This window comes from Streptococcus sp. AS14 (assembly GCF_000286495.1).
Taxonomy (GTDB): domain Bacteria; phylum Bacillota; class Bacilli; order Lactobacillales; family Streptococcaceae; genus Streptococcus; species Streptococcus sanguinis_P.
In genome coordinates, this window is sequence record NZ_ALKI01000012.1 from 284,457 (window position 1) to 303,845 (window position 19,389).

General features: G+C 45.0%; 17 protein-coding genes. 14 read left to right on the plus strand and 3 right to left on the minus strand.

Translation table 11 applies throughout. The features are described from left to right. Positions 1-112: 112 nt before the first annotated feature. Positions 113-2,143 (minus strand): urocanate hydratase, encoded by a 2,031-nt coding sequence (locus tag HMPREF1150_RS05770; RefSeq protein WP_009659690.1) that lies wholly within the window; start codon positions 2,141-2,143, stop codon positions 113-115. Between the two features lie 199 nt (positions 2,144-2,342). Between HMPREF1150_RS05770 and hutI the strand changes: the two genes are divergently transcribed. The 8 genes from hutI (at position 2,343) to HMPREF1150_RS05730 (ending at position 8,171) form a co-directional block, all read left to right on the plus strand. Further along, complete coding sequence (hutI, locus tag HMPREF1150_RS05765) at positions 2,343-3,608, plus strand: imidazolonepropionase (RefSeq protein WP_009659681.1); 1,266 nt, start codon at positions 2,343-2,345, stop codon at positions 3,606-3,608. A 178-nt stretch (positions 3,609-3,786) separates the two neighbouring features. After that, on the plus strand, positions 3,787-4,077 hold the full coding sequence (gene rpsF, locus HMPREF1150_RS05760) for a 30S ribosomal protein S6 (protein WP_002896497.1): 291 nt from the start codon (positions 3,787-3,789) through the stop codon (positions 4,075-4,077). 11 nt (positions 4,078-4,088) lie between these two features. Next, the gene (locus tag HMPREF1150_RS05755) at positions 4,089-4,583 is read left to right on the plus strand and encodes a single-stranded DNA-binding protein (RefSeq protein WP_002896496.1); all 495 of its coding nucleotides are present in this window, start codon (positions 4,089-4,091) and stop codon (positions 4,581-4,583) included. Positions 4,584-4,619: 36 nt separating this feature from the next. Continuing rightward, entirely contained in the window at positions 4,620-4,859 is a 240-nt protein-coding gene (rpsR, locus tag HMPREF1150_RS05750) for a 30S ribosomal protein S18 (protein WP_000068664.1), read from the plus strand. 53 nt (positions 4,860-4,912) lie between these two features. Then, positions 4,913-5,569 carry a TetR/AcrR family transcriptional regulator gene (locus tag HMPREF1150_RS05745; protein WP_198002701.1) on the plus strand — a complete coding sequence of 219 codons (657 nt, stop codon included), beginning with the start codon at positions 4,913-4,915 and terminating at the stop codon, positions 5,567-5,569. 142 nt (positions 5,570-5,711) lie between these two features. Beyond that, the gene (locus HMPREF1150_RS05740) at positions 5,712-6,425 is read left to right on the plus strand and encodes an ABC transporter ATP-binding protein (RefSeq protein WP_009659807.1); all 714 of its coding nucleotides are present in this window, start codon (positions 5,712-5,714) and stop codon (positions 6,423-6,425) included. Continuing rightward, the gene (locus HMPREF1150_RS05735) at positions 6,352-7,962 is read left to right on the plus strand and encodes a hypothetical protein (protein WP_032905437.1); all 1,611 of its coding nucleotides are present in this window, start codon (positions 6,352-6,354) and stop codon (positions 7,960-7,962) included. Before HMPREF1150_RS05740 ends, HMPREF1150_RS05735 begins: the two co-directional genes overlap by 74 nt. Continuing rightward, on the plus strand, positions 7,962-8,171 hold the full coding sequence (locus HMPREF1150_RS05730; RefSeq protein ID WP_002896491.1) for a DUF1648 domain-containing protein: 210 nt from the start codon (positions 7,962-7,964) through the stop codon (positions 8,169-8,171). The genes HMPREF1150_RS05735 and HMPREF1150_RS05730 overlap by 1 nt, the downstream gene beginning before the upstream one ends. 17 nt (positions 8,172-8,188) lie before the next feature. On the opposite strand, the gene HMPREF1150_RS05725 is transcribed toward HMPREF1150_RS05730, so the two are convergent. Both HMPREF1150_RS05725 and HMPREF1150_RS05720 read right to left on the minus strand, forming a co-directional pair. Then, positions 8,189-8,863, minus strand: coding sequence for a DUF1129 domain-containing protein (locus HMPREF1150_RS05725; RefSeq protein ID WP_002901378.1), 675 nt, complete (start codon positions 8,861-8,863; stop codon positions 8,189-8,191). A gap of 18 nt (positions 8,864-8,881) precedes the next feature. Further along, positions 8,882-9,826 carry a magnesium transporter CorA family protein gene (locus HMPREF1150_RS05720; RefSeq protein ID WP_002926651.1) on the minus strand — a complete coding sequence of 315 codons (945 nt, stop codon included), beginning with the start codon at positions 9,824-9,826 and terminating at the stop codon, positions 8,882-8,884. Between the two features lie 128 nt (positions 9,827-9,954). Between HMPREF1150_RS05720 and uvrA the strand changes: the two genes are divergently transcribed. The 6 genes from uvrA to HMPREF1150_RS05690 all read left to right on the plus strand — a co-directional run bounded on the left by uvrA (position 9,955) and on the right by HMPREF1150_RS05690 (position 19,378). Then, positions 9,955-12,786 (plus strand): excinuclease ABC subunit UvrA, encoded by a 2,832-nt coding sequence (uvrA, locus tag HMPREF1150_RS05715; RefSeq protein ID WP_009659826.1) that lies wholly within the window; start codon positions 9,955-9,957, stop codon positions 12,784-12,786. A gap of 152 nt (positions 12,787-12,938) precedes the next feature. Further along, positions 12,939-14,000 (plus strand): Xaa-Pro peptidase family protein, encoded by a 1,062-nt coding sequence (locus HMPREF1150_RS05710; protein WP_009659619.1) that lies wholly within the window; start codon positions 12,939-12,941, stop codon positions 13,998-14,000. 61 nt (positions 14,001-14,061) lie between these two features. Further along, positions 14,062-14,622: an elongation factor P gene (gene efp, locus HMPREF1150_RS05705; protein WP_002896485.1), complete on the plus strand. Its 561-nt coding sequence runs from the start codon at positions 14,062-14,064 to the stop codon at positions 14,620-14,622. 19 nt (positions 14,623-14,641) lie between these two features. Next, entirely contained in the window at positions 14,642-15,031 is a 390-nt protein-coding gene (locus HMPREF1150_RS05700) for an Asp23/Gls24 family envelope stress response protein (RefSeq protein ID WP_002896484.1), read from the plus strand. Next, positions 15,024-15,455 carry a transcription antitermination factor NusB gene (gene nusB / locus HMPREF1150_RS05695; RefSeq protein ID WP_002919615.1) on the plus strand — a complete coding sequence of 144 codons (432 nt, stop codon included), beginning with the start codon at positions 15,024-15,026 and terminating at the stop codon, positions 15,453-15,455. Before HMPREF1150_RS05700 ends, nusB begins: the two co-directional genes overlap by 8 nt. 224 nt (positions 15,456-15,679) lie before the next feature. Continuing rightward, positions 15,680-19,378, plus strand: a complete 3,699-nt coding sequence (locus HMPREF1150_RS05690; RefSeq protein ID WP_009659630.1) for a pullulanase — start codon at positions 15,680-15,682, stop codon at positions 19,376-19,378. The last annotated feature ends 11 nt before the right edge of the window (positions 19,379-19,389 follow it).

Consider the following 19,389-nt stretch of genomic DNA (forward strand, 5'->3'; position numbering starts at 1 on the left):
AGATATTACCTCGTGATATATATTATTAAAATTACAAAGTGAATAAAGTGGAACTTCCAGCTGAGCTAGGTTGATACCCAGCTCAGGTCGGAAGTCGGGGGACAAGTTTTTCTTATTCGAACAACTTCTTAACAGATTCTTTGACCAAATCTTCGTCAGTTAAGTACGGAATGGTAATGTGGTCTGTTCCTTGGTGGAGGCGGTTGTACTCTATAGCTGTCTCAATAGCATGCTCATTGCGAGCCCAGTTACGACGTGCAACTCCGCCGATCGTATCCCAAGCGATAGCAGATTTGATGATTTCGTCGATTCGTTCGCTGCCGTCCAGTACCAAGCCAAAGCCACCGTTGATTGCTTTACCGATACCAGTTCCGCCACCGTTATGGAGAGCTACCAGACTCATACCACGAGCTGCGTTACCAGCGTAACATTGCACGGCCATGTCGCAGGTAACATTAGAACCGTCCTTGATATTAGAAGTTTCACGGAATGGAGAGTCAGTACCAGATACGTCGTGGTGGTCACGACCAATCATGACAGGACCAATCTTGCCTTCGCGTACTAATTCATTGAACTTGAGGGCGATATTGACGCGTCCCATACAGTCTTGGTAGAGAATCCGAGCCTGAGTTCCAACAACCAACTGGTTCTTCTCAGCATCACGGATCCAGTTATAGTTATCGCGGTCTTGGTAGCGACGGTTAGGGTCAATCACTTCCATAGCTGCATGGTCAGTAGCGACTAGATCTTCGTGCTTACCGCTCAGACATACCCAACGGAAAGGACCATAACCATAGTCAAAGAGCATTGGCCCCATGATATCTTCTACATAAGAAGGCCAGATGAAGCCGTCTTTGTCGTCAAAGCCATTCTTAGAAATTTCCTTGATGCCAGAGTCATAGACTGCCTTCATAAAGGCATTACCGTAGTCAAAGAAGTAGGTGCCGTTGTTAGTCAAGGCCTTGATTGCCTTGAAGTGACGTTCCAAGGTTTGGTCAACCAACTTAGCAAAGGTTTCCTTGTCTTCAGCTAGGAGGCGAGTCCGCTCTTCAAAGCTGATACCAGCTGGACAGTAACCGCCGTCATAAACATTGTGGCAAGAAGTTTGGTCAGACAGCAAATCGACATGGATATTGTTCTCGTTAACATATTCTAAGAGGTCTACGATGTTACCATGATAGGCAATAGAAGTTGATTCGCCAGCTTCCAGAGCTTTTTGAGCCAAGTCGATGGCTTCCTTCGGACTTTCAGCCAATTGGCTAATCCAGCCTTGTGAATGACGAGTTTCAATCCGAGATTGGTCTACTTCAGCTACGATTGCCACAGCTTTAGCAATTTCGGCCGCTTTCCCTTGAGCTCCACTCATGCCGCCCAGACCAGAAGAGATGAAGAGTTTGCCAGTCAGGTCGCCGTCATCAGCTACGCCTAGTTTCAAGCGTCCAGCATTGAGGAGAGTGTTGAAAGTACCATGGACGATACCTTGAGGACCGATGTACATCCAGCCGCCGGCTGTCATTTGACCATAGTTGGTGACACCCATTTCTTCTGCAATTTCCCAGTCCTTCATATTGTCATATTCACCGACCAAGAGGCCGTTGGTGATGATAACACGAGGTGCTTCTGGTTTAGATTTGAAAAGTCCAAGTGGATGGCCAGATTCCACGACCAAGGTTTGATGGTCGGTCATGATTTCCAAGTATTTCTTGATCAGGTTGTACTGCATCCAGTTAGCGCAGACAGATCCAGTTTCCCCATAAGTAACCAATTCATAAGGATAAAGGGCGATTTCAAAGCTCAGGTTGTTGTCAATCATGACCTGCATAGCCTTGGCTGCAGTACAGTTCCCTTTGTACTCGTCAATTGGCTTGCCGTAGATGCGTTCTTTTGGACGCCAGCGGTAGCCATAAATCCGTCCGCGAGTTTTCAGTTCTTCTAAGAATTCTGGAATTACTTCCTCATGGAATCTCTTTGGAATATAGCGAAGGGCATTTTTAAGCGCAATTTCGGTTTGAGCTTGAGTCAAACGGAAGCCCCGGTCAGGTGCTCGACGGATGCCTTCTTGGAAAACTGTGTTTTCAGGCAGTACATCGTCTAATTTGACGGTCATTGCTGCTGCAATTTCATTTTCGCTAAAGTATGACATGGAAAATCCTCCTTTTAGTCAAGTGTAAAATATCTTTCTCCTACATTCTATAAGACTCCCGTCCATAAAGAGTCAAGAAAATGACAAAAACAGTAAAAAAAGTGGGACTCCTATCTTTTACAAGCTTTTGACTATAATTTGACGATAGTGTATTATGATGAAAAGCAAATATGTCGGAAAATGAAATGGAGGAACAAGCATGACTGCTGATTTACTATTAACTCACTTTAATCAAGTCTTCTGTCCCAAGGATCTTGGCCATCCCCTTTTTGGCGAGGAGATGAAGGAAGCTCAGGTCTTGGAAGACGGCTACATTGCAGTCAAAGACGGCAAAATTCTAGCAGTTGGCAGCGGAGATCCGGATGCCAGTCTGATTGGACCAGATACTAAGATTCAGTCTTATGAGGGCAAGATTGCTACGCCTGGCTTGATCGACTGCCATACTCACTTAGTCTATGGTGGCAGCCGGGAGCATGAATTTGCTAAGAAGTTAGCCGGGGTCCCTTATCTGGAAATTCTTGCCCAAGGCGGCGGTATTCTCAGTACGGTCCGGGCGACGCGAGAAGCTTCTTTTGACACTCTCTATGATAAGTCTAAGAGACTGCTGGACTATATGCTGCTGCATGGGGTGACGACTGTTGAGGCCAAGAGTGGCTATGGTCTGGATTGGGAAACAGAGAAGCGCCAGCTAGATGTCGTTGGAGCTCTGGACCGTGACCACGAGATCGACCTCGTTTCTACCTTTATGGCTGCCCACGCCGTTCCACCAGAATATAAGGGGCGTTCTCAGGAATATCTGGAGCTCATCGTCGAGGAAATGCTTCCTCGGGTAAAAGCAGAAAATCTAGCTGAGTTCTGTGATATTTTCTGTGAAAAAGGCGTCTTTACAGCTGACGAGTCACGCTACTTGCTTTCTAAGGCTAAGGAAATGGGCTTCAAGCTCCGTATCCATGCTGATGAAATCGAGTCTATCGGTGGAGTAGATGTCGCAGCTGAGCTAGGAGCAACTAGTGCAGAGCACTTGATGGTAGCGACCGATGAGGGCATTCGCAAGATGGCAGAAGCCAAGGTTATCGGCAATCTCCTGCCAGCGACTACTTTCAGTCTGATGGAAGATACCTATGCACCAGCTCGCAAGATGCTGGAAGCTGGTATGGCTATCACTCTGACTACCGACAGCAATCCAGGCTCTTGTCCGACAGCTAATCTGCAGTTCGTCATGCAGCTGGGCTGCTTTATGATGCGTCTGACGCCAGTAGAAGTTCTCAACGCTGTAACCATCAATGCGGCCTACTCAGTTAACCGTCAAGATAAGATTGGCAGCTTTGATACTGGTAAGCAGGCGGACATTACCATTCTAGACGCTAAGAATATTGACTACCCACTTTATTTCTTTGCGACCAACCTGACCCATCAGGTCTACAAGGCTGGAAAACTGGTCGTTGACCAAGGAAGAATTGTCTAGCCTCTCTAAAAACGAATCGTATTTTTCGGACTCTCTCTGGTGACAGGGAGAGTTTTTTTTATATCAAAACTTTCCCTTGCCATTCTGCCGCAAGTCTGCTATAATAGTTATTTGTGAGCAAACCTCACTTACCCCTTGCAAAGTCTCGGGGTCATTAGACCAAAAGGAGGAAAAATCAATGGCTAAATACGAAATTCTTTATATTATTCGTCCAAACATTGAAGAAGAAGCTAAAAACGCTTTGGTAGCACGCTTTGACTCTATCTTGACTGACAACGGTGCAACTGTTGTTGAATCAAAAGATTGGGAAAAACGTCGTCTTGCATACGAAATCCAAGATTTCCGTGAAGGACTTTACCACATCGTTAACGTTGAAGCAAACGACGATGCAGCTCTTAAAGAGTTTGACCGTCTTTCAAAAATCAACGCTGACATTCTTCGTCACATGATCGTCAAACTTGACGCTTAAGAAGGTAGACTATGATTAATAACGTTGTACTGGTGGGTCGCATGACCCGTGATGCTGAGCTTCGCTATACTCCGCAGAACCAAGCGGTTGCAACATTTACTCTGGCTGTCAATCGTAACTTTAAAAATCAAAGTGGCGAGCGAGAAGCGGACTTTATCAATGTTGTCATCTGGCGTCAGCAGGCAGAAAATCTTGCAAACTGGGCCAAAAAAGGAGCCCTGATCGGAATTACAGGCCGTATTCAAACGCGTAACTACGAGAATCAGCAAGGCCAGCGTGTCTATGTCACAGAAGTTGTTGCGGACAATTTCCAACTCTTGGAAAGTCGCTCTAATCGTGAAGGTCAGTCATCTGGCGGATACGGTGGAAACAGCTTTGGCGGCAGCTCTGCTCCAAGTTATGGCAGTGCAGACTCGTCTAACCAAGTACCGAACTTTTCTCGTGATGAGAGCCCATTTGGCAATTCAAACCCAATGGATATCTCAGACGACGATCTACCATTTTAAGGACCGAATCTAACTATAATATAAAGGAGAAAACACATGGCTCAACAACGTCGTGGCGGATTCAAACGCCGTAAAAAAGTTGATTACATCGCAGCGAACAAAATTGAATATGTTGATTACAAAGATACTGAGCTTCTTAGCCGTTTCGTTTCAGAACGTGGGAAAATCCTTCCTCGTCGCGTAACAGGAACTTCAGCTAAAAACCAACGTAAAGTAACAACAGCTATCAAACGCGCTCGCGTAATGGCTTTGATGCCTTTCGTAAATGAAGACTAATTAGATTAACAGCAGGCTCTGGCTTGCTGTTTTTTTATTTTATCATTGACAAAATGTCAGTGGAGTGCTATACTGACCACAAGGAGGCAGAAATCATGCGTGATGTCAAGGAAGTAGAGGTACGACGGGCGGAGATTATGTCTGCAGCCTTGCAGCTCTTTGCCCAAAAGGGCTATCTAAAGACAAGAACTCAAGACATTATTGATAAGCTTGGAATTTCTCGAGGTCTGCTTTACTATCATTTTAAGGATAAGGAAGATATTCTCTATTGTCTGATTGAAAAGAACTCTGAGCCCTTGCTGAGAAAGCTCGAAAAAATCAGCTATCAGCCAAATGTTGGAGCCAAGGAAAAAATCAGAGCCTTTATTGAGGCGACCCTTATCCCAGAGGAAAGCAGAACACAGGAAAATCAAGTCTTGCAGGAAACAGTCAATTTAGAAACAAATCGTTATGTCTTGGATCGCTTTTATCATAGACTCTGTGAGCGGATGATTGTTTTCTTCACTCATATCTTGGAGGAAGGACAGAAATCTGGAGATTTTCATTTAAAATATCCGCATGAAACGGCTTCTTTTCTCATGACTGCCTACGTATTTGTGTCCAATGATATCAAGATGAGTCAGGAAAAACCAGAAACTTTGCAGGATTATCTCACCAGCTTCCAGGCAATCTTAGAAAGAAGCTTAGGATTAGAAGAATCTATTTTTTAGAATAATCGGCAGTTTTCTGCCTTTTATTTAGAAGCATAACTGACAAAATGTCAGTTCGAGACTTCAATCTTTTAATCCTGATATTTAAAAAAATTTTACGATAACACTGACAAGATGTCAGTTTAAATAAAAGGAGAAATTCATGTTAAAAATAGAACATTTAACAAAAGTATATAGCAACGGTAAAAAGGCAGTGGATGATCTTAGTCTGGTGGTGGAGCCTGGAGATATTTATGGCTTCATCGGCGCCAATGGAGCAGGTAAGACATCCACCATTAAGTCCATTGTGGGGATTCATGATTTTGATAAAGGGGAGATTTATATCTGCGGGCACTCAATCAGGAAGGAGCCCTTGCTTTGTAAGAAAAAGATGGCGTTTCTGCCGGATAACCCAGACCTTTATAAAAATCTGACAGCAAGGCAGTTTTTGGATTTTGTAGCAGACATTTATAGGGTTTCTATGGAGAAGAGGCAAGCGGCTATAGAAAAGTATTCTAAAATGTTTGAGCTGGATACGTCTTTGGATCAATTGATATCAGCTTATTCACATGGAATGAAGCAGCGATTGGCACTAATAGCGGCCCTCTTGCATGAGCCAGAATTGTTGATTTTAGATGAACCTTTTGTCGGTTTAGATCCGAAAGGCGCATATTATTTTAAGCAGATCATGAGAGAGTTAGCCGATCAAGGGCATGCGATTTTCTTTTCTACTCACGTTTTAGAGGTTGCGGAAGAACTCTGCAATAAGGTGGCAATTCTGCAAAAGGGACGTTTGGTGGCTAATGGAAGGACCTCTGAAGTTAAGGGGGCATCCAGTTTGGAACAAGTATTTATGGAGTTACAGGAAGATGACTAATATTCTTTTGCTTTTAAAAGTACAATTATACAGCACATTTTCGCTTAATGATTTAAGGAAAGGACGAAGGTTGGGCAAGTATTTTAAGCTTGGCCTGCTCTTCTTGCTTGTTTTTCTATTTTCAGGCTATAACCTTTTGACGGCTTTGAGTTTAGTCAAGTTGGGGCAGGCAAATTTGATTCCAGCCTATATGATTGCCTTGGTTAGTTTTATTATTTTCTTTTTCAGTCTGATGCAGTCAAATGGCATCTTGTTTGACCAAGAGGAACTTGACAGGCTCATCGTATTGCCGCTCAGTATTAGAGAAATCGTCTATGAGAAATATGCTTTTCTTTATCTTTTGAACAGTGTGTTTTCCGTCCTTCTCATGCTTCCAGCAGGCCTCGTTTGGTTTGGCTATGGTGCGTCCTTGTTGGAGTTGCTTCTTTATCTGCTTTTAATGGGATTTGTTCCTCTTTTACCTCTCTGTTTAGCTTCTTTGCTCGGCTTGTGCGTAGCCTATTTGGCCTCAAAGACCCCTCATAAAAATCTAGTTGCCTTCCTTTTTTCTCTCCTCTTGCTTTTGGGGCTGGCAACAGGTAGTATGTGGGCTATGAGAGCTGGAATGTCAGCGGAAAATGTTAGTCTCTTGCTTACCAAGCAGCTGGCTTCTCTCTATCCTCCGGCAAGCTTATTTTTTAACCCTCAGCATTTTTTGTGGGCAAGTCTTCTGTTGATGTTTATATCGTTTGCGCTGACAGGACTTTTTCTAAGGTATTTAAGTAGAAATTATTTAAAAATGAATCAGATGATAACAGGGGTGAAGTCAGAAAGCAAAGTCTATAGAAGCAGGCAGAAGTCTCCCTTTATGGCTCTTTATAGGAGAGAAATTGCGAATTTTATGAGTTCCTATCTTTATATGCTCAATAGTGGACTGGGAACTATTTTAATCATCGTTTTAGCCATCTCGCTTTGTTTTATGAGCCCTGATGCCCTCTTTTCTTCGATAGGACTCAGGAATAGCCGAGAATTTTTACCCCTATTACTGGCTGGATGTCTTAGTATTTCCAATCCTGCAGCTGTCAGTATTTCCTTAGAGGGGGAAGAGATTTGGCTGCTTCAGACATTCCCGGTTTCTATGAGGCAGATAATAATGGCGAAGCTGGCCTTGACGGTGTCCTTACACTTCACAGCCTTGCTGCTTGGCTTGCCTGTTCTGGTTTGGCATTTCTCGCTAGGAGGCTTGCAAGTAGTGGATTTGGTCCTTATTTCACTGGCTTATTCTCTATTTACAGCTCTCCAAGGACTTGTGGTTAATTTTCATTATCCTAAGTTCATCTGGGACAATGAAATGATTGTTATTAAGCAAAGTTTTGCGGCTATCTTGTCTGGAGGGATAAGCATCTTGGTTCTTGTGTTCCCTATTTGCTTTTCCTTGCTCTTTGGTATGGACTTGGAGATATCGCTGCGAATCTCAGCTCTTGGACTTTTGCTTTTGGCAGTTGTCCTTTATAGGCATTTAATAAAACAAGGATATTTTAAGGAGGTCCATGGCTAATGAAAAAGAAAGATTTATTCGTTTTGTTTCTCTTAGCAGTAACCTTATTTCTGCTTATCTGCCTGCTGCCAGAGCAGGTTCCCATTCATTTTAACAGCGCAGGAAAGGCGGACATTGTTGTCAATCGCTTTTGGTTGATTCTCGGTTTGCCCATTCCCTACTCTCTTTATTGGAAATATTTTCGAAGCAAATCAAAAAGAGGTCACTGACCTCTTTTTGTGTGATATTAATATCTCGTCGGTCCCATAGTCGCACTCTTGATGTTGAAGCGCTTTTTGAGATAGAAGCGAAGGGCTAGAGTGATAGCGCCGACAATAGCAACTACGACATTGGACAGGCGGGGATTGAGGAATTCAGGCAGGAGGCTGGTTAAGACGATGGACATGCTCCATAGGAGAATAGCCGCTGCCATGGTAAGGATAGACTTGAGCAGTTTAGGGCGCTGGCTACGGTCCTTATCTGGTCCGTAGAAACGGTAGATAAAGTGGTAGAGAGCATAGAAAGAAAGGCCACCGACGATGCTTCCGAGTACGAGAGTCGTCAGTCCATAGACAGATGGCTGAGAGGAAGCCAGATTGACGATAGAGGTCAGGAGGGTAAAGAAACCAAAGATAAAGAGGACAGAGTCCAGCATCATCCATTTAGGATCGTCATTTTCCTTTGGATGCTCGGCATCATAGCGCTCTTTTGCGGTCAAAGAAGCTGCCCAAGTAGTCGGGGCTCCGTAGAGGCCGCGGGCAGTGATTCCCTTGGTTTGATTTTCCAGGATTTCCGGCAGAATGCCTTCTAAGATAGTCTGGATTTCCTGGTCGGATTTGCCGTCTTGCAGGAGTTGGTTAGTCGCGATATGGATAAATTCTTTGTTTTTTTTGCTGAGTTTGTCGAGGGATACTTGTGACATAGGCGTTCTTTCTAAAGGTTAAAATAGTTTTTTGTGCATGAGATAAGCCATGACCGAAGCACTCATGGCAAAGGCGATGAACATGATAATCCAGAAGGCATGTGGTTCACCGTTGAGAGGCAGTTCGTTATTTTTGAAGTTCATCCCATAGGCCGAGAAAATCATGGTCGGGATAGACATGACGATGGTCACCAGAGCCAAGGCTTTCATGATATTGTTCTGGTTATTAGAAATGATAGAGGCAAAGGTCTCAGTCATACTGTGGAGAATGTTGCCGTAGATATCAGCCATCTCAATGGCCTGCTGGGTTTCAATCAGTGTATCTTCCAGCAAGTCCTCGTCTTCCAGATATTTCTTGATATTGCTGGTGGAGCTGGTCAGCTTCTTAATCACGCGCTCATTTGTCTTAAGGGAGGCTTTGAAATAGACGATGGTCTTTTCCAACTCCATGAGCTCAATCAGTTCTTCATTTCGCGTGGACTTGTGCAGTTGGCTCTCAATCTGCTCACTCTTGCGGTCAATGGAACGCAGGGCTGTCAGATATAGCTCAGCATTGTGGTAGAGAATCTGAAAGATAAAACGTGACTTCATAAAAGTATAGAAGTTGCGCAGGCGCCGGTGAATGAAGATGTCCAGCAGAGGTAATTTTTCCAAACAAGTGGTAATAATCGCCTCTTCCGTGATGATAATACCAAGGGGGATCGTGACATAGTAAGTCTGGTTATTCCGCTCCTCTGTGATGGGCACGTCAACGATGATCAGCGTGTACTCATCCTCTATCGTAACCCGAGACATTTCTTCCGCATCGAGTGGCGCTCGCAGGTCAGTAATGTCAATACCAAAGGCGTTAGCGATTTCGATTGATTCACTCTGGGAAGGATTGACAAGATTGATCCAAGAGCCTGATTCGAGCGCATCAATCTCTTTGAATTCTGTCGTAGTTGATAAAAAGACTTGCTTCATGATCTTTTTCCTTTCCAGAGTGTTTTTTGCATACCGTACTATTATACTACAAATTCGGGCTTTTGGGGCAAAAGTTTGCACAAAAATTTGTTATAATGGAGAAGGTTTATAAGTGAAACGAGGTCAAGATGCAAGATAAAATTGTGATTCATGGAGCGCGAGCTCATAATTTAAAAAATATTGATGTAGAAATTCCACGGGACAAGCTAGTCGTGGTGACGGGGCTGTCTGGTTCGGGCAAGTCTAGTCTGGCTTTTGATACCCTCTATGCTGAGGGGCAGCGCCGCTATGTGGAGAGTCTATCGGCCTATGCTCGGCAGTTTTTAGGCAATATGGAAAAGCCGGATGTGGACTCGATTGATGGTCTCAGCCCGGCTATTTCCATCGACCAGAAGACGACCAGTAAAAATCCGCGCTCAACGGTGGGAACTGCCACTGAAATCAATGATTACCTGCGCCTGCTCTATGCTCGTGTTGGGACGCCATACTGTATCAACGGTCATGGAGCTATTACGGCTTCATCTGTTGAACAGATTGTTGACAAGGTCTTGGAATTGCCAGATCGTCAGCGGTTGCAGATATTAGCGCCAGTCATCCGCAAGAAAAAAGGTCAGCATAAGACCGTTTTTGATAAGATTCAGAAGGACGGCTATGTCCGTGTGCGCGTGGATGGCGGTATTTACGATGTGACGGAAGTGCCAGAGCTTTCTAAGAGCAAGCAACATGATATTGAGGTCGTAGTAGACAGAATTGTTATCAAGGAAGGGGTGCGCAGCCGCCTCTTTGACTCGGTTGAAGCAGCTCTGCGGATTGCTGAGGGCTATGTGGTGATTGACACTATGGACGATCAAGAGCTACTCTTTTCTGAACACTATGCCTGCCCTGTTTGTGGTTTTACAGTGCCAGAGCTAGAGCCGCGACTCTTTTCTTTCAATGCGCCTTTTGGCTCCTGTCCGGACTGTGATGGTCTGGGGGTTAAGCTGGAGGTGGATCTAGATATGGTTGTGCCAGAAGCTGGCAAGACCTTGCGCGAAGGAGCGCTAGCGCCTTGGAATCCCATCTCCTCCAACTACTATCCGCAGATGCTGGAGCAGGCCATGGCAGCCTTTGGCATTGATATGGACAAGCCATTTGAGGAGCTGACGGAGGAAGAAAAGCAGCTGATTTTCTTTGGCTCAGATGGACGGGAGTTCCATTTCCACTATGAAAATGAATTTGGCGGCGTGCGCGATATTGACATTCCTTTTGAGGGGGTTGTCACCAATATCAACCGTCGCTACCATGAGACCAATAGTGATTTTACTCGGACGCAGATGCGGGCTTATATGAATGAGCTAACCTGTGCGGCTTGTCACGGTTATCGACTCAGCCCTCAGGCCTTGTCTGTCAAGGTTGGCGGCGAAGACGGCTTGCATATCGGTGAGATTTCAGACTTGTCCATTGCTGATCATTTGCTTCAGTTGGACAAGCTTAGCTTGACTGACAATGAAGCTACGATTGCGCGGCCTATTCTCAAAGAAATTCATGACCGCCTGACCTTCCTTAATAATGTTGGCCTCAATTACCTGACTTTGTCTCGCTCGGCTGGGACTCTATCAGGAGGTGAGAGCCAGCGGATTCGTCTGGCGACTCAGATTGGTTCTAACTTGAGTGGTGTCCTCTATATCCTGGACGAGCCCTCTATTGGCTTGCACCAGCGTGACAATGACCGCCTGATTGCCAGCCTTAAGAAGATGCGCGACCTGGGCAATACCCTCATTGTGGTTGAGCACGATGAGGATACCATGCGGGAGGCTGACTGGCTGATTGATGTGGGACCAGGAGCCGGTGTTTTCGGTGGTGAAATCGTCGCAGCTGGCACTCCTGCACAAGTAGCCAAGAGCAAGAAATCCATCACAGGCCAATACCTGTCAGGTAAGCGCGAAATACCAGTGCCATTGGAACGCCGTGTAGGCAATGGCCGCTTTATCGAAGTGACTGGTGCTCAGGAAAATAATCTGCAGAATATCACGGCCAGATTCCCCTTGGGCAAATTCATCGCTGTGACGGGAGTTTCTGGATCCGGTAAGTCAACGCTGGTCAACTCTATCCTTAAAAAAGCCATTGCTCAAAAACTCAACCGCAACTCTGCTAAGCCAGGTAAGTTCAAGAAAATCAGCGGTATTGAGCATGTGGACAGACTGATTGATATCGACCAAAGTCCGATTGGTCGGACACCGCGCTCTAATCCGGCCACTTATACTGGAGTCTTTGACGATATTCGAGATCTTTTTGCCAAGACCAATGAAGCCAAGATTCGCGGCTACAAGAAGGGCCGTTTCAGCTTTAACGTCAAGGGAGGCCGCTGTGAAGCCTGCTCGGGTGATGGGATTATCAAGATTGAGATGCACTTCCTGCCTGACGTCTATGTGGCCTGTGAGGTCTGCCACGGCACCCGTTATAATAGCGAAACTCTAGAGGTTCACTACAAGGAGAAGAATATCGCTCAGGTTCTGGACATGACGGTCAATGATGCGGTAGAATTCTTCCAGCATATTCCTAAGATTGCCCGCAAACTCCAGACTATCAAGGACGTGGGACTAGGCTATGTGACTCTAGGGCAGCCAGCCACGACCTTGTCAGGTGGTGAAGCCCAGCGGATGAAGCTGGCCAGCGAACTTCACAAGCGCTCGACTGGTAAGTCCTTCTATATCTTGGATGAGCCGACCACGGGTCTGCATTCTGAAGATATTGCCAAGCTCCTTCAAGTGCTATCACGCTTTGTGGACGATGGCAATACAGTACTCGTTATCGAGCACAATTTGGATGTTATCAAGACAGCGGACCATATCATTGATTTGGGACCGGAAGGCGGTGTCGGTGGCGGTACGATTATTGCGACGGGGACACCGGAAGAAGTCGCAGCTAATCCAGCCAGCTATACCGGTCAATATTTGAAAGGCAAGCTGCACGTAAAATAATTCATCAAATCCCTGTTTGATATTAAAAACAGGGATTTTTTGTGTCAGAGAATGCTCGTTGGATTCTAATTCCTGGATAAGGTTTGTCAAAAAATGTCCTATTTGACTGGTTTTTTGATATAATAAGCTTAGTTATTTCACGGAGGTGCCTCATGTTATCAAGAGTTGAAAAGTTTGAAGCAGCATTGGCTCAGACAGACTGCGATGCTGTTTTAGTAACCAATCTGAAAAATATTTACTATCTGACTGGTTTCAGCGGGACAGAAGCGACGGTTTTCATCAGCAAGAATCGTCGGATTTTTCTGACGGATGCGCGCTATACGCTGATTGCCAAGGGAGTAGTCCAAGGTTTTGATATTGTGGAATCGCGCGACGCGATTGGAGAGATTGTCAAGATTATTGCGGATGACAAGCTGCAAAAAATCGGTTTTGAGGATGAGATTTCCTATGCTTACTTCAAAATGCTGGAAAGTGTCTTCTCTGCCTACGAGTTGGTTCCCATGACGGGCTTTATTGAAAATCTGCGCATGATTAAAGATGAGCAAGAAATCGCGACCATTCGCAAGGCCTGTCAGATTTCGGATCAAGCTTTCCTAGATGTGCTGGATTTTATCAAGCCTGGTGAGACGACAGAGCTGGCTGTTATGAACTTTTTAGATGCCCGTATGCGGCAGCTAGGTGCTTCAGGTGCCTCTTTTGATTTCATCATCGCTTCGGGTTACCGCTCTGCTATGCCGCATGGTGTGGCTAGTGACAAGGTCATTCAAAAGGGTGAAACCCTGACCATGGACTTTGGCTGCTACTACAATCACTATGTCAGTGATATGACGCGGACTGTTCATGTGGGGCAGGTGACGGATGAGGAGCGGGAGATTTATGATATTGTCCTGCGCAGCAATCAAGCCCTGATAAAAGCAGCCAAGGCTGGGCTTAGCCGAATTGATTTTGACCAGATTCCGCGCCAGATTATTAACGATGCTGGTTACGGTCCTTACTTTAGCCATGGGATTGGTCACGGTATCGGTCTGGATATCCATGAGATTCCATACTTCGGCAAGTCAGAAGAGCCGATTGAGGTAGGCATGGTCCTGACTGATGAGCCGGGTATTTATCTGGACGGTAAATACGGCGTCCGCATCGAAGACGATCTCCTCATCACAGAAACAGGCTGCGAAGTCCTAACTCTTGCGCCGAAAGAGTTGATTGTTATTTGAGAATTATCAGGCTTTATGATAGAATAAGTAGAAATATAATTTTAAAAAGAGGTAATATAGAATGATTGAAGCAAGTAAGCTGAAAGCTGGAATGACCTTCGAAACAGCTGATGGAAAACTCATCCGCGTTTTGGAAGCGAGCCACCACAAGCCAGGTAAGGGAAATACGATTATGCGTATGAAGCTACGCGATGTTCGTACTGGCTCTACCTTTGATACCAGCTACCGTCCAGAAGAAAAATTTGAACAAGCCATTATTGAAACTGTTCCAGCTCAATACTTGTACCAAATGGATGACACTGCATATTTCATGAATACTGAGACTTACGATCAATATGAAATTCCAGTAGTCAATGTAGAAGAAGAATTGAAATTCATCCTTGAAAACTCTGATGTGAAAATCCAGTTCTACGGAACAGAAGTGATTGGTGTGACAGTACCAACAACAGTTGAATTGGTCGTAACAGATACTCAGCCATCTATCAAGGGAGCTACTGTTACTGGATCTGGTAAGCCAGCAACACTTGAGACAGGTCTTGTTGTCAACGTACCAGACTTCATCGAAGTTGGACAAAAATTAATCATCAACACTGCAGAAGGAACTTACGTTTCTCGCGCATAATATAGAAGAGGTAATAACTATGGCAGCTGAACAATTAGGTGAAATCGTCATTGCGCCACGTGTTTTGGAAAAAATTATTGCCATTGCAACGGCAAAGGTAGAAGGTGTTTATTCCTTCGCAAATAAGAGTATGTCAGACAGTCTTTCTATGCGCTCACTCGGTCGCGGAGTATCGCTCCATACTGATGAGACAGGTGATGTGACTGTAGACATCTACCTGTATTTGGAATACGGTGTCAGCGTTCCAACTGTTGCAGTAGCAATCCAGAAGGCTGTAAAAAGTGCTGTTTTTGACATGGCTGAGGTAGAGCTGTCTGCTGTCAATATCCATGTGGCAGGCATTGTTCCAGAAAAGGCACCGAAGCCAGACTTGAAAGATCTATTTGATGAGGACTTCCTCAATGACTGATATATTGTTGGAATCCAGAAGAGGTCTGCGCCAGAGGGCTTTTCAGGCCCTGATGAGCCTAGAGTATGAAGGGGATCTTGTAGAAGCTTGTCGCTTTGCCTATTCTTATGATAAGGACGAAGAGGCAGACAAAGTGGCGGAAGCTGATATTCCAGCCTTCTTGCTCAATCTGGTCTCCGGTGTGGTCCAGTCCAAGGACGACTTGGACAAGAAAATTGCCCAGCACCTCAAAAAGGGCTGGACAGTGGATCGTCTGACGCTAGTCGAAAAAAATATCCTGCGCCTGGGTATTTTTGAGATTACAGAGTTTGATACCCCACAGCTGGTAGCAGTCAACGAAGCCATTGAGCTTTCCAAGCAATTCTCTGACGAAAAGTCCAGTAAGTTCATTAATGGGATTTTGAGTCAATTTATCGTTGAATAAAATGAAGGTCGAGATAAGTGTCTTGGCCTTTTTGTTTGCCTATTGTTGTTTGAATCGCAAATAGCTTATCGAATTATTAAAATCCGCTCAGAGAACATGAAATATCCGAGTGAGAAAAACTCTTATTGAAAGCCTTTACAACTTGAAAAAGAATCGGTATAATAAATACAGAAAACGTTTGCATAGATGTTCTCTATAAGAAAAAATAAAGGAGTTTTCTGTTTATGAAAAATAACGATCACCTACAGTCTCGGATGGGCGAGAAGCGTCATTATTTTGGCATCCGTCGCTTAAAAGTAGGAGTAGCCTCTGTTGTCATTGCCTCAGGATTCCTATTGGGAAACGCCCAATTAGTCCGAGCGGATGAGGCGAGCACAGCTACCAGCCCAGCAACAGAAGCAGTCTCTGATGCAAATGCGGCAGCCCTACCTAAGTCAGCAGATGAAGAAAAAACTGGAGAGGCAGATAGTTCAGGAGCGGGAACTTCAGAGCAGGCTGCTCCAACTGGTGTGCTAGCAGATCAAGCTCCAGCTAGTGCAGGTTCAGAAAGTGCTGGTCAAGAAGCTGCAAATCCAAGTGAAAAAGACAAGCAAGAACCAGTTAGTCAGCCGCAAGCTTCGGCGAAAGATGCTATCGAAGAAGGCAATATTCGCTTTCATTTCAAAACCTTGCCGTCACAAAATCTAGATAGCTTGGGCCTGTGGACTTGGGATGATGTTGAGACGCCTTCTAGCCAAAAGGGAGGTTGGCCGACCGGAGCGACTAGCTTTGCGACTGCTAAAGAAGATGACTATGGCTATTATCTTGATGTCAAGATGGCTGAGAAAAGAAGCAAAATCAGCCTTCTAATCAATAATACAGCAGGGCAAAATATTACGGGTGATAAGACAGTTGAGCTGCTCAGTCCTCAGATGAATGAGGTTTGGTTTGACACAGACTATCAACCTCATACTTATGAGCCTTTGAAAAAAGGGATGGTTCGAATCAACTACTATCGTACAGATGGGCAGTATGATAAGAAGTCGCTCTGGCTCTGGGGAGATGTCCAAAACCCAAGCAAGAATTGGCCTGACGGAGTGGATTTTGAAAATACTGGGAAATATGGTCGCTATGTAGATGTTCCCTTGAAAGATGCTGCTAAGATGATTGGCTTTTTGCTTCTAGACGAAAGCAAATCAGGAGATGATGTGAAGATTCAGAATCAGGATTATAATTTCACGAATTTGGAGAAAAACAGCCAGATTTTCTTGCGTGATGCGGATCCGACAGTTTATACAAACCCTTACTTTGTCAATGATATTCGTATGACGGGGGCCCAGCATGTAGGATTGACCGAGATTGAAGCTAGCTTTTCTACCTTAGAGAGTGCTAAAAAAGAAGATATTTTAAAGAACTTAAAGATTACAGACAAAGATGGCCATGAAGTCGTTGTTAAAGATGTAGTTCTGGATCCTAAGACTAAAAGCGCCAAATTCATTGGTGATTTTAACCAAGCCCAGTCACCTTACCTTATCAAATATGGCAATGATCAATTCAAAACCAGCATGAACTGGCAGCTGAAGGATAGTATCTACAAGTATGATGGTGATTTGGGAGCACGTGTTTCTCAAGCGGGCAAACAAGTGGACCTAACCTTCTGGTCACCAAGTGCGGACCAAGTTGATTTGGTGGTCTATGACAAAGAAGATCAGAACAAGGTCATTGGACGCCTGGCTATGCAGAAAGAGGAGTCTGGAACATGGACCAGTAGCTTGACACCTGAGAGTGGTCTAGGAATTTCTGACTATCGTGGGTATTTCTATCATTATGAAATTACTCGCGGTGGCAAAAAGGTTCTTGTGCTGGATCCTTATGCCAAGTCTTTAGCTGCTTGGAACAGTGAAGATGCGGATAAGGGGGATGCCTACAAGATTGCCAAGGCAGCCTTTGTAGATCCAAGTGAATATGGACCGAAAGACCTGACCTATGCTACTATTCCGAACTTTAAGAAGCGGGAAGATGCTTTGATTTATGAGGCGCATGTTCGTGATTTCACCTCTGATCCGGCTATTTCAAAGGATTTGAAATCTCAATTTGGAACCTTCTCAGCTTTCATTGAGAAATTGGATTATTTGAAAGACTTGGGAGTGACCCATGTTCAGCTCTTGCCAGTTCTAAGTTATTACTTTGTAAATGAGCTGAAAAATGCTGAGCGCATGGACAAGTACGCTTCCAGCAACAGTAACTACAACTGGGGCTATGACCCGCAAAACTATTTTTCGCTGACAGGTATGTATTCCAGCGCACCGACAGATCCAGCCAAGCGCATTGAGGAATTCAAAAACCTTGTCAACGAAATTCATAAGCGTGGCATGGGCGTTATCATGGATGTGGTCTATAATCACACGGCTAAGACCTCAATCTTTGAAGATTTGGAGCCCAATTACTACCACTTTATGGATGCGGATGGTACACCGAGATCAAGCTTTGGTGGCGGCCGCTTGGGTACTACTCACTATATGAGCAGACGGGTCTTGGTGGATTCGATCAAGTACCTGACAGAGCAGTACAAGGTAGATGGCTTCCGCTTTGATATGATGGGGGACCACGATGCTGAGTCCATCCAAAAAGCCTTTGAAGAAGCCAAGAAACTTAATCCAAATCTCATTATGCTGGGTGAGGGCTGGAAGACTTATGCAGGTGATGAAAATAAAGCTGTCCAGCCGGCTGACCAATCTTGGATGAAGTCAACAGACACGGTAGCAGTCTTCTCAGATGATATTCGCAATACCTTGAAATCAGGTTATCCAAATGAGGGAACACCAGCCTTTATCACCGGTGGCAAACGCAGTGTGGAAAATGTCTTCAAAAACATCAAGGCGCAGCCAACCAATTTTGAGGCGGATAGCCCAGGAGATGTGATCCAATACATCGCAGCCCATGATAATCTGACGCTCTTTGATATCATTGCTCAGTCAATCAAGAAAGATCCGGCAGTGGCTGCCAATTATCAAGAGATTCATCGCCGCCTGCGTCTGGGAAATCTGATGATTCTGACTTCGCAAGGGACACCATTTATCCACTCTGGTCAAGAGTACGGCCGGACCAAGCAATTCCGCGATCCTGCCTACAAATATCCTGTCTCTGAAGACAAGGTTCCAAATAAAGCGCATTTGTTGACCTATGAGGACGGCACACCGTTTGACTATCCGTATTTCATCCATGATTCTTATGATTCGAGCGACGCGGTCAACCATTTTGACTGGACCAAGGCGACTGATTCAGAGAAGTTCCCTGAAAATGCCAAGAGTCGGGCCTATATGAAAGGCTTGATTGCCTTGCGGAAATCAACGGATGCCTTTACCCGTAGCTCCAAAGATGAAGTGGAGCAAAATGTGACCCTCATCACCCAGCCTGGCAAGGACGGTGTTGAGAAAGAAGACCTTGTTCTCGGCTACCAAGTAGTTGCGTCGAATGGCGATATTTATGCTGTCTTTGTCAATGCGGACACCAAGGAACGACAATTCAACTTTGGTGAAGCCTACAAGCATCTAGCAGGTGCAGAGGTTGTAGCAGATGGCAATACGGCAGGAGTGACAGCCATTTCTGACCCGGCAGGTGTCACTAGAAACAGCAATGGTTTAGCCCTAGCTCCGCTCACAGCGACTATTTTGCGACTTCGAAAAGCGAACCCAGCTCAGGAAGAAAAAACCCAAGCTCCAGCGGCTCAAGAAGAGCAGCTGTCTGCCCCTTCTGCAGCTAACGCTCAGCCTCAGGCTTTATACTTGGATGGGCAAAAAGCTCTGGATTCAGAAGTAAAAGAAGCGGCTAGCCAAACAGAAAAAGACTTGCCAAAAACTGGAACAAGTACTTCCCTGCTGGCACTTTTAGGTGGCTTCCTTGCTTTCTTGGCCGGTCTGTTAACCTTTAGAAAGAAAGAGTAATAATTTGATGA

What these genes read in the sequence shown, in the direction of transcription:
- HMPREF1150_RS05725 (WP_002901378.1), bottom strand. Translation starts at nt 8,863, where the DNA reads ATGTCACAAGTATCCCTCGACAAACTCAGCAAAAAAAACAAAGAATTT.
- HMPREF1150_RS05700 (WP_002896484.1), top strand. Translation starts at nt 14,642, where the DNA reads ATGGCAGCTGAACAATTAGGTGAAATCGTCATTGCGCCACGTGTTTTG.
- nusB (WP_002919615.1), top strand. Translation starts at nt 15,024, where the DNA reads ATGACTGATATATTGTTGGAATCCAGAAGAGGTCTGCGCCAGAGGGCT.
- rpsR (WP_000068664.1), top strand. Translation starts at nt 4,620, where the DNA reads ATGGCTCAACAACGTCGTGGCGGATTCAAACGCCGTAAAAAAGTTGAT.
- HMPREF1150_RS05755 (WP_002896496.1), top strand. Translation starts at nt 4,089, where the DNA reads ATGATTAATAACGTTGTACTGGTGGGTCGCATGACCCGTGATGCTGAG.
- HMPREF1150_RS05745 (WP_198002701.1), top strand. Translation starts at nt 4,913, where the DNA reads ATGTCAGTGGAGTGCTATACTGACCACAAGGAGGCAGAAATCATGCGT.
- HMPREF1150_RS05740 (WP_009659807.1), top strand. Translation starts at nt 5,712, where the DNA reads ATGTTAAAAATAGAACATTTAACAAAAGTATATAGCAACGGTAAAAAG.
- rpsF (WP_002896497.1), top strand. Translation starts at nt 3,787, where the DNA reads ATGGCTAAATACGAAATTCTTTATATTATTCGTCCAAACATTGAAGAA.
- uvrA (WP_009659826.1), top strand. Translation starts at nt 9,955, where the DNA reads ATGCAAGATAAAATTGTGATTCATGGAGCGCGAGCTCATAATTTAAAA.
- HMPREF1150_RS05770 (WP_009659690.1), bottom strand. Translation starts at nt 2,143, where the DNA reads ATGTCATACTTTAGCGAAAATGAAATTGCAGCAGCAATGACCGTCAAA.
- HMPREF1150_RS05730 (WP_002896491.1), top strand. Translation starts at nt 7,962, where the DNA reads ATGAAAAAGAAAGATTTATTCGTTTTGTTTCTCTTAGCAGTAACCTTA.
- hutI (WP_009659681.1), top strand. Translation starts at nt 2,343, where the DNA reads ATGACTGCTGATTTACTATTAACTCACTTTAATCAAGTCTTCTGTCCC.
- HMPREF1150_RS05710 (WP_009659619.1), top strand. Translation starts at nt 12,939, where the DNA reads ATGTTATCAAGAGTTGAAAAGTTTGAAGCAGCATTGGCTCAGACAGAC.
- HMPREF1150_RS05720 (WP_002926651.1), bottom strand. Translation starts at nt 9,826, where the DNA reads ATGAAGCAAGTCTTTTTATCAACTACGACAGAATTCAAAGAGATTGAT.
- efp (WP_002896485.1), top strand. Translation starts at nt 14,062, where the DNA reads ATGATTGAAGCAAGTAAGCTGAAAGCTGGAATGACCTTCGAAACAGCT.
- HMPREF1150_RS05735 (WP_032905437.1), top strand. Translation starts at nt 6,352, where the DNA reads ATGGAAGGACCTCTGAAGTTAAGGGGGCATCCAGTTTGGAACAAGTAT.
- HMPREF1150_RS05690 (WP_009659630.1), top strand. Translation starts at nt 15,680, where the DNA reads ATGAAAAATAACGATCACCTACAGTCTCGGATGGGCGAGAAGCGTCAT.